8 protein-coding genes are annotated in these 9,517 nt (G+C 72.2%); 2 read left to right on the plus strand and 6 right to left on the minus strand.

Going from position 1 to position 9,517, the window contains the following annotated elements:
• Positions 1-456: CAP domain-containing protein (locus ABD54_RS23365; protein WP_047871687.1), on the plus strand; the 456-nt coding region annotated here is incomplete at its 5' end.
• Positions 457-682: 226 nt separating this feature from the next.
• Positions 683-1,393: a DUF2625 family protein gene (locus ABD54_RS23370; RefSeq protein WP_047871688.1), complete on the plus strand. Its 711-nt coding sequence runs from the start codon at positions 683-685 to the stop codon at positions 1,391-1,393.
• 65 nt (positions 1,394-1,458) lie between these two features.
• On the opposite strand, the gene leuA is transcribed toward ABD54_RS23370, so the two are convergent.
• From leuA to ABD54_RS23400, 6 genes are all read right to left on the minus strand, one after another.
• Positions 1,459-3,159, minus strand: coding sequence for a 2-isopropylmalate synthase (gene leuA / locus ABD54_RS23375; RefSeq protein WP_047871689.1), 1,701 nt, complete (start codon positions 3,157-3,159; stop codon positions 1,459-1,461).
• Between the two features lie 442 nt (positions 3,160-3,601).
• Entirely contained in the window at positions 3,602-4,663 is a 1,062-nt protein-coding gene (locus tag ABD54_RS23380; RefSeq protein WP_047871690.1) for an alkene reductase, read from the minus strand.
• Between the two features lie 459 nt (positions 4,664-5,122).
• Positions 5,123-5,473 (minus strand): hypothetical protein, encoded by a 351-nt coding sequence (locus tag ABD54_RS23385; RefSeq protein WP_047871691.1) that lies wholly within the window; start codon positions 5,471-5,473, stop codon positions 5,123-5,125.
• Between the two features lie 226 nt (positions 5,474-5,699).
• Complete coding sequence (gene gcl / locus ABD54_RS23390) at positions 5,700-7,415, minus strand: glyoxylate carboligase (protein ID WP_047871692.1); 1,716 nt, start codon at positions 7,413-7,415, stop codon at positions 5,700-5,702.
• Between the two features lie 210 nt (positions 7,416-7,625).
• A complete protein-coding gene (locus tag ABD54_RS23395; protein ID WP_082166958.1) occupies positions 7,626-8,516 on the minus strand; it encodes a 2-hydroxy-3-oxopropionate reductase in 891 nt (296 codons plus the stop codon).
• An 83-nt stretch (positions 8,517-8,599) separates the two neighbouring features.
• Positions 8,600-9,397 carry a hydroxypyruvate isomerase family protein gene (locus tag ABD54_RS23400; protein WP_047871693.1) on the minus strand — a complete coding sequence of 266 codons (798 nt, stop codon included), beginning with the start codon at positions 9,395-9,397 and terminating at the stop codon, positions 8,600-8,602.
• Positions 9,398-9,517: the final 120 nt, after the last annotated feature.

Here is a 9,517-nt window from a genome sequence, read left to right on the forward strand (position 1 = left end):
GGCGGTGGCGGTGGCGGTTCCCAGTCCGACGGCGGGGGCTCGGGCGGCGGCGACGGCGGAGGCGGCGACAGCGGTTCCGACGCCCCCTCCGGCGGGTCGACCGCCCAGGTCGTGACCCTGGTCAACGCCCAGCGCGCGGACGCCGGCTGCGGCCCGCTGCGGGTGGACTCCCGGCTGGCCGCCGCCGCCCAGGAGCACAGCGAGGACATGGACCGGCGCGACTACATGAGCCACGAGAGCCCCGAGGGCGAGGGCCCCGGGGACCGGGCCGACCGCCACGGCTACGACGCCTGGGGCGCGGAGAACGTCGCCAAGGGGCAGACCAGCCCCCAGCAGGTGATGGACGCCTGGATGAACAGCGACGGGCACCGCCGGAACATCCTCAACTGCGACCTGGTCGCTATCGGCGTCGGCGAGTCCGGCAGGGCCTGGACACAGATGTTCGGCTGGGAGTGATCTCCGGCGCACACGCGGGGCCGCCTTCCCGGGAGGGGAGGGCGGCCCCGCGTGTGCGGGGGGAGCTCGGCGGCCGGGCCGCACTGGAGGCCGCACGCGCGCGGTCCGCGGCCCGAAGGGCGTGCCGCCCCGTTCGCCCTCCCGGAGGCCTCGGCGGACGTGTCGGCGCCGACCGGTAGTGTGGACCGCCGTCGCGACCCCTCGCGGCCCGACGGGAGGTGGCCCTGTGCGCGAGTTGAGTGAACTGGTCGAGGTGGACGAGCCCGCCTGGCCGCTGCTGTCCGAACGCCTGGAGCGGGGCGGAGCCGCCGCGCGCGCCCTGCCCGTCGACCCCGAGCGGGGCCGCACGTGCCTGCACCGCCTCCAGGTGACCGCGCGGTCCTTCCTGGGCGCGATGGCGCTGGAGTCCGGCGGCCTGCTCCTCGACGGCGGGTGGCTGCGCGTCCACGGCGGCGGCGGGGCCGAGCTGCCCGGTCTGGGCGAGGTCAACGACCTGAGCGCGGCGGTGGTGTACGGCCCGCCGCCGCGGCTGGTGGTCGCCCACGACGTGCTGGGCGGGGTGTTCGCACTCAACGGGCCCGCGGCCGAGGGCGGGGACTATCCCGGCAGGCCCGGGGAGATGGTCTACTTCGCGCCCGACTCCCTGGAGTGGGAGCCGCTGGAGACGGCCTACTCCGGCTGGCTGCTGTGGCTGCTGGACGGCCACCTGGAGGACTTCTACCGCGCCCTGCGCTGGCAGGGCTGGCGCGAGGAGGCCGAGGCGCTGGACCTGGCGCGGGGGCTGGCACTGCGCCCCTCCCCCTGGACGGCCGAGGCGCGCCAGGACATGGCCGCGACCTCGCGCAGGCCGGTCGCGCTGGGCGAGCTGACCCGCGCGCACCGGGAGTCGTGCGCCGCCTCGGGCCTGCCCGACCCCGGGCCGTTCGGCCTGCTCTAGCGGCCGGTGACGGGGCGGGGCCGCGACCCGGCGGTCGCGGCCCCGCCCCCTCGGGCGTGCGTGTGTCAGACGCGCGCGATGGCGCTGCACAGCGCCTTGAGCGAGGCCGTGGTGATGCTGCTGTGGATGCCCACTCCCCACACCACGCGGCCGTCGATCTCGGCCTCCACGTAGGCGGCGGCACGGGCGTCGCCGTCCCCGCCCATGGAGTGCTCCACGTAGTCCATGACGCGGACCTTGACGTCGACGCCGGTCAGGGCGTCGCAGAACGCGGAGATGGGGCCGTTGCCGGTGCCGGTCAGCTCGCGGATCTCGCCGTTGACCCGGGCGTCGGCCTCGATCCGGTAGGTGCCGTCGCTGTCGGTGGTGGAGCGGTGCGCCAGCACCGCGACCGGGCCGTCCTCGGCCAGGTAGGTCCGGGAGAAGATCTCCCAGATGCGCCCGGCGGCGAACTCGCCGCCTTCGGCGTCGGTGAACTTCTGGATGACCTGGGAGAACTCGATCTGGAGGCGGCGCGGCAGGTCCAGCGAGTGGTCGCGCTGCATGATGTAGGAGACGCCGCCCTTGCCGGACTGGCTGTTGACCCGGATGACGGCCTCGTAGTTGCGGCCCACGTCCTTGGGGTCGATGGGCAGGTAGGGCACGTCCCAGACGTACTCCTCCACCGGGGTCCCGGCGGCGTCGGCGGCCTCCCGCTGGGCGGCGAAACCCTTCTTGATGGCGTCCTGGTGGGAGCCGGAGAAGGCGGTGTAGACCAGGTCGCCGCCGTAGGGGTGGCGCGGGGCGACCGGCAGCTGGGTGCAGTGCTCGACGGTGCGGCGGATCTCGTCGATGTCGGAGAAGTCGATCCGGGGGTCCACGCCCTGGCTGAACAGGTTCATGCCCAGGGTGACCAGGCAGACGTTGCCGGTGCGCTCGCCGTGACCGAACAGGCAGCCCTCGACGCGGTCGGCCCCGGCCATGACGGCCAGCTCGGCCGAGGCCACGCCGGTGCCGCGGTCGTTGTGCGGGTGCACCGAGACGACCACGTGCTCGCGCCGGGACAGGCTGCGGCTCATCCACTCGATCTGGTCGGCGTAGACGTTGGGCGTGGAGCGCTCGACGGTGGCGGGCAGGTTGAGGATGATCTCGCGACCCGGGCCGGGCTGCCAGACGTCCATGACGGCCTCGCAGACCTCCAGGGCGAAGTCCAGTTCGGTGTCGACGAAGATCTCGGGCGAGTACTCGTAGCCGAAGTACTCGGTCCCGCCCAGGTACTGCTCGGCGAAGCGCATGACGTGCCTGGTGCCCTGGACGGCGATGTCCTTGCAGGCATCGCGGTCCACGCGGAAGACGACGCGGCGGAAGGTGGGCGCGGTGGCGTTGTACAGGTGCACGGTGGCGCGCCTGGCCCCGACCAGACTCTGCACGGTGCGCTCGATGAGGTCCTCACGGGCCTGGGTCAGCACCGAGATCTGCACGTCGTCGGGGATCGCGTCGCCCTCGATCAGGGAGCGGACGAAGTCGAAGTCGGTCTGGCTGGCGGCGGGGAAGCCGACCTCGATCTCCTTGTAGCCCATCCGCACCAGCAGCTCGAACATCTCGCGCTTGCGGGCGGGGTCCATCGGCTCGATCAGCGCCTGGTTGCCGTCGCGCAGGTCCGTGGACAGCCAGCGCGGGGCCTCGGTGATGCTCTTGGAGGGCCAGGTGCGGTCGGGCAGGTCCACCGGCGCGAAGGGCTTGTAGCGGTGGAAGGGCATGGGGCTGGGCTTCTGCTGCGGCACCATCTCGGTGGCTCCTCGGGTGGATCTGGCGCTTGGTCATGGTCGACCAGGACAAGCCGAATTCCCGCGGCGAGGGAGCCGACCTTTTAACGACCCCCGCCGCGGCCGCTAAGGAGAAGCAGGTCGCGCAGCATAACGATCCTCACGCTAGCAGACGGCCCGCCGGAACCGGCACCCGGCGTCCACATGTTGGGACGCGCGTCACATGACCTGGGCATCCTCCTCACAGAGGGCGCGCACGGCGGAATCCGCCCCCTTACCGGTACCTCGACCTCAAGAGAACGGCGGGGGGTCTGTAACATTTTCGGTGAACCCTTCAGTGCTAGGGGGGTTGTTCCAGATCCCGTCGACGGGGCCCGGGGTGCGGCCAACACCCGAGGCCGTCGCCGGCAGCGCGGTCACCGCGCGCCGGCGGCCGGTCCGGTCCCGTCGACGGGATTTCGCGTCAGGCGCCCAGGGCCGGGTAGTCGGTGTAGCCGCGGTGGTCGCCGCCGTAGTAGGTGGCCCGGTCTGGAACCGCGACGGGAGCACCGGTCCTGATCCTGGCGGGCAAATCGGGGTTGGCGATCCAGGCCGAGGCCATCGCCACGGCGTCCGCCCGCTCCTCGGCCAGAGCCGCGGCGGCGGGTCCGGTGTCGGTGCCGGAGGCGGGGTTGAGGACGAAGGTCCCCGGCCACTCCTCGCGCAGCGCGTCGGTGTACTCGGCCGAGGCGGACTCCGTCAGGTGCAGGTAGGCGAGCCCGGGACGGCCGCGCAGCCCCTCCAGGAGCGCGAGGTACTGCTCCAGGGGGTCGCTCTGGCTGATGCCGTTGAGCCTGCTGGCCGGGGAGACGCGCAGGCCGGTGCGGTCGGCGCCGACTGCCCCGACGACCGCGTCCACCGCCTCCAGGGCGAAGCGGGCGCGGTTGGCGGCGCTGCCGCCGTACCCGTCTGTGCGGCGGTTGCTGCCGTCGGAGAGGAACTGCTCGATGAGGTAGCTGTTGCCGCCGTGCAGCTCCACCCCGTCGAAACCGGCGGCGATCGCGTTGCGCGCGGCCGCGGCGTGGTCGGCGAGGGTCTGGTCGATGTCGGCGGCGGTCATCTCGCGCGGCACCGGGTGCGCGAGCTTCTGCCTGCCGTCGTACATGGACGCGCCCGAGGCGATGGGGGAAGGGCCGACGGGCAGGCCGCCGTCGGGGTAGAGGCTGGGGTGGCCGACCCGGCCCGAGTGCATGAGCTGGGCGAAGATGTGCCCGCCGCGCTCGTGCACGGCGTCGGTGACGCGCCGCCACGCCGCGATCTGCTCGTCGCTGTGCAGGCCGGGGGTGTCGGTGTAGCCCTGGCCTCGGACGCTGGGCTGGATGCCCTCGGTGATGATCAGCCCGGCCGAGGCGCGCTGGGCGTAGTACTCGACGGCGAGGTCGCCGGGCGCGCCTCCGCGGCAGCGCGAACGCGTCATCGGGGCCATGAACAGGCGGTTGGGCAGGTGCAGGCGGCCGATCCGGACGGGATCGAACAGGTCGCTCAAGGCGGGCTCCGTGGTGTGCGGGTCGAGAGGGGCCGTGCCCTCGGGAACGCACTCACGTTAGGAGGAACCGCCGCCGGGCCGTCGGCCGGGTACGCACTTCGCCAGGTCACGCGCGCGCCGCCCCGGCCGGGTGGACACGTCGCCGCGGGGATCAGTCCCGGCGCACCCGGCCGCGGTGGGCTGGGCCCGCCACGAGAACGACGAGGAGTCCGTCCCCGAGGTCGGCGACCACACGGTAGCCACCGACAGGGTAACGCCACAGGTCACCGAGGCGGCCGCCCTTCAACCCCTCACCGGGGCGACGCGGCTCGTCCGCTCCCTCCACCCGATCCTTCGAATTCGCCCATAACCCCTGAGAGCGGCACCGTTCCCCGCTGAGAGGAGGACGCTCCGGGCGCAGGGGGCTGAAGCCGGTGGCCGAGGCCCCGGCCCCGGGCGGCGCGCCCGGGGCCGGGGCGGTCAGAACTCCCCTTGGCAGGCCTGCTGGACCTTGCCCTGGCCGAAGGACTCCACGTAGGTCTCGTCCGGGGCCAGCTCCAGGTAACCGTCCGTCTGGGCCCCGTAGATCAGCACCGGATCGGTGCCGTTCCACTTGAACTGCAGCTGGCAGTCCTGCGTGGCCTCGTAGGTGGCCCACCAGAACCCTTCGGTGTCCGGCGCGGTGATCCTGAGTTCGTCACCGGGCAGGCCGCTCTCCACCAGGAGTTCCTGGAACTCCTCCTCGGACCCGTTCTGGGAGGAACACGCGGAGGAGGCGAGCGCGGCGGCCGCGAGGGCGGCCGCAGAGAGGAAACGCGCGTGGGGGGACATGCTTTCCCAACTTCCGAGAATGCCGACGACGACTCCGTTGCGTTCTCCCGCTCCCTGGCACGGCGGCTCCGTCGTCAAGGTGACTCCACGTTTGCGCAGGTGCGGGCCGGAGAAAACGCACGTCGCGAAACACTCCGGACACAACCCTGTAACGGCGGGTTCACCTGTGCCCAGTGTGCCCCGTTTGGTCCGCTGTGGCAGGCGTTCCGCACGGGGCACACCGCCGTCAGGCCCCCGGGGCCGGCTCGAACTCCCGGACCGCGTCGATCGCGGGCCCGTGCGGCGTGTTGGCCTCGCGCTCGATCATGATCTCCACGAGCACCGGCCGCGAGGTGGCCCGGGCCTGCTCGCGGGCCCACTCCAGGGACTCGCGGATCTCCCCGGGCTCCACGACGCGGCGCCCGGAGCACCCGTAGGCCTCCATGAGCTTGACGTTGTCGGTTCCGTACTCGTCGTAGTGGATGTCGACCTGGTAGTTCATGTCGAACGGGATCGAGGCCTGGCGGATCAGGCCCAGGTACTCGTTGTTGAGCATGATGATGACGTAGGGGACGTCGTACTGGGCGGCCACTGCCAGTTCCTCGACCATGTACTGGAACCCGTAGTCGCCTACGATCCCGACGACCTCGGCGTCCGGCTCGGTGTCCTTGAGCGCCTTCTTGACGCCGATCGCGGCGGGGATCTCCCAGCCGAGCGGGCCCGCCTGGCCGCAGATCTGGTAATGGCGCGGCTTGTACGCCTTCTGGTGCTGGCCTCCCCAGATCTGGTACAGGCCGATCGCGGTGACGAAGTAGGTGTCCTCGCCGAAGACCTCGTTGATCTCCTTGTAGACGCGCGGCGCCTTGACCGGGACCGTGTCGAAGTCCTCGCGGCGGGTCAGGGCGGCCTTGAGTTCGGCGACCCGGTCGATCCACGGCCGCACCTCGGCCTTGGCGCCGCGGGCGCGCGCGGCGGCGAGCAGCTCGCGCAGGAACAGCCGCGCGTCGGAGACCACGCCCAGGTCGGGCTCGAAGACCCGGCCGATCTGGGTGGCCTCGATGTCGACGTGGACGAACCTGCGCTCGCCCCGGTAGACGTCGATCTGCCCGGTGTGGCGGTCGGCGAAGCGCGCCCCCACCGCCAGGACCAGGTCCGACTCCAGGAAGGAGGCGTTGCCGTAGCGCTGGGAGGTCTGCACGCCGGTCATGCCCGAGTACAGGGGCGAGTCCTCGTCGAAGGAGCCCTTGCCCATGAGGGTGACCTGCACCGGGACCTGGAGGTGCTCGGCCAGCGCGCGCAGGTCGTCGGAGGCCTCGGCGGTGATCACGCCGCCTCCGGCCAGGATCAGGGGGCGTTCTGCCTCCAGCAGCATGTCCAGCGCGCGCTCCACCCGGGGCTGGTGCGGCTCGACGGCGTTGACCTTGAGCGGGGCGTCGATGGCGGGGTCGTAGTCGATCAGCCGCTGGGCGACGTCCACCGGTATGTCCACCAGGACGGGGCCGGGACGCCCCTCCCGCGCGATCCGGAAGGCCTCGCGGAAGATCCAGGGCGCGGTGGCGGCCTCCTTGACCTGGACGGCCCACTTGGTGACGGGCTTGGCGATCTCGACGATGTCGACCGCCTGGAAGCCCTCCTTGTCGAGCAGGTCGGTGCGCTGCTGCCCGGTGATGCACACGATCGGGACCGAGTCCGCGATGGCCGTGTACAGGCCGGTGATCATGTTGGTACCGGCGGGGCCGGAGGTGCCGATGGCCACGCCGACCCTGCCGGTGGTACGGGACCAGCCGTCGGCCATGTGGGTGGCGCCCTCCTCGTGGCGGACGGTCAGGTGCTCGATGCCGCCGACCTGTTCCATCGCCTTGTAGAGGGGCAGGATGGCCGCGCCGGGGCAGCCGAAGGCCGTGTCGACGCCCTCGTCCTTGAGGACCTCCACGACCGCGTTCATCGCGGGCATCTGTGGCATGGGAAGCGAACCCTTCAGTGCTAGGGGTGCTGGTGGCTGTGTGGTGGTGGAGCCGGGTGCTAGGGGTGTTGCCGTTGTGCTGCTGGGGTACGGGCGAGCCCGCGGGTGGGCCGGGACGGCGCGCGGGCCGTGTCCGCCGGTGCGGCCAACACCGTGGACGGACGGCTCGGGGCCGGGTGCGGGCCCTCGTGTCCGGAAAGGGCCGGTCCGCTACTCGTCGGAGCGGTCGGAGAGCTGCTCGACGATCTTCAGCAGCGCGGAGTGGTCGAGGCCGCCGTGGCCCCGGTGCTTGAGCGCGCCGACGTACTGCGCGACCTGCGATCCCAGCGGGATCGCGACCCCGGCGGCGCGCGCGGAGTCCGTGACGATGCGCATGTCCTTGTCGTGCAGGGCGATCCGGAATCCCGGGGTGAAGTCGCGGGCGCGCATGGCGGCGCCCTTGCGCTGGAGCACGGTGCTGCCCGCGAGCCCGCCGCCCAGGACCTCCAGACCGGACTCGGTGTCCACCCCGTGCGCCTCCAGGAAGACCAGGGCCTCGGCCAGGAGCTGGATGTTGCCCGCGACGATGAGCTGGTTGGCGGCCTTGACGGTCTGGCCGGAGCCGTTCGGTCCGACCAGGACCGGGGTGGTGCCCAGGACGTCGAAGAGCGGCCGGGCCGCCTCGAAGTCCTCCTCGGCGCCGCCGACCATGATGGAGAGCTTGGCCTCGACCGCGCCCGCCTCGCCGCCGCTGACGGGGGCGTCCAGGACGCGCAGGCCGCGCTCGGCCCCGGCCTCGGCCACCGCGCGGGACACGTCCGGGCGGATGGTGCTCATGTCGATGACCAGGGTGCCGGGCTTGACGCTCTCGAAGACGCCGCCCGGGCCGAGCATGAGCTCCTCCACGTCCGGGGAGTCCGGGACCATGGTGATGACGGCGTCGGAGTCGGCGACGGCCCCGGCGACGCCGCCCCCGCGCAGGCCGCCCTCGGCGACCAGCGCGTCGACGCGCTCGGGGCTGCGGTTGTGGCCGGTCACGGTGTACCCGGCGCGGACGAGGTTGACGGCCATGGGCAGACCCATGATGCCCAGGCCGATGAAGGCGATCTTCTTGACGGGCACGAGGGCCCCCTTCGTGACTGGTGTGCTGCTGGTGCTGTGCTGCTGGCGCCGTGTGGCTGGTGGCGGAGTGCGCGGCTGGGGGATCAGTCGAGCCAGCCGAAGCTCTGGGCGCTGGGCACGGTCGGCTTGTACTCCAGGCCGACGAGCCCCCGGTAGCCCCCGGTCTGGGCGGCGGTGAGCAGTTCCCCGATGGGCAGCCGTCCGGTGCCGGGCTCGCCGCGCCCGGGGGTGTCGGCGATCTGGATGTGTCCGAACTCGGCGGCGTGGTCGCGGACCGCGGCGGCGAAGTCGTCGCCGTTGACGGCGAGGTGGTACAGGTCCGCCAGGAGTGCGACGTTGTCCGCGCCCGCCTCCCGGGCCCGGGCGACGAAAGCGAGCCCGTCCGCGGCCGTGGTCAGGGGGTAGCCCTCTGCCCCGCTGATGGGCTCGATGAGGACGGTGCCGCCGACCGCCGCCACGGCCTCGGCCGCCGCGACGGTGTTCTCCAGGGCGGTCCTGTCCTGTTCGCCGGGGTCCGTCCCGGGCTGGCGCAGGCCGTAGAGGGCGTTGAAGCCCGTGGCTCCCGTGCGCTCGGCGATGCGCACCACGACGTCGGTGTTGGCGCGGAACTCGGCGCTGCGCGAGGGGTGCGAGAGCACGCCGCGGTCGGGACCGGGCAGCCGGCCCGCGAAGAAGTTGAGGCCGCTGAGACGGACACCCGCCCGGTCGAGGGCGGAGACGAAGGCGTCGACCTCGTCCTTGGGCGGGGTCGGGCTCTCGAACGGCCACCAGAACTCGACGGCGTCGAAGCCCGCCTCCCGCGCCGCCCGGGGGCGGTCGTTGAGGGGGAGCTCGGTGAACAGCAGCGAGCAGTTCACCGTGTACCCCAGGGTGTGGCTCATACCTTGCCTCCAGCATCTACTTCCATAATGTGGAAAATAGTTTTCGCTTTAAGGAATGATTGAAGTGTGTGCCGGGGCGCCCCCGCTTGTCAACCACTCCGGAGCCCGACCCCCCGCACC

Origin of the sequence: Nocardiopsis sp. RV163 (assembly GCF_001029525.1) — a bacterium.
GTDB classification, from domain to species: domain Bacteria; phylum Actinomycetota; class Actinomycetes; order Streptosporangiales; family Streptosporangiaceae; genus Nocardiopsis; species Nocardiopsis dassonvillei.

Coding starts and splice junctions, on each gene's coding strand:
- ABD54_RS23385 (WP_047871691.1), bottom strand. CDS start 5,473: ATGTCCCCCCACGCGCGTTTCCTCTCTGCGGCCGCCCTCGCGGCCGCC.
- ABD54_RS23400 (WP_047871693.1), bottom strand. CDS start 9,397: ATGAGCCACACCCTGGGGTACACGGTGAACTGCTCGCTGCTGTTCACC.
- gcl (WP_047871692.1), bottom strand. CDS start 7,415: ATGCCACAGATGCCCGCGATGAACGCGGTCGTGGAGGTCCTCAAGGAC.
- leuA (WP_047871689.1), bottom strand. CDS start 3,159: ATGGTGCCGCAGCAGAAGCCCAGCCCCATGCCCTTCCACCGCTACAAG.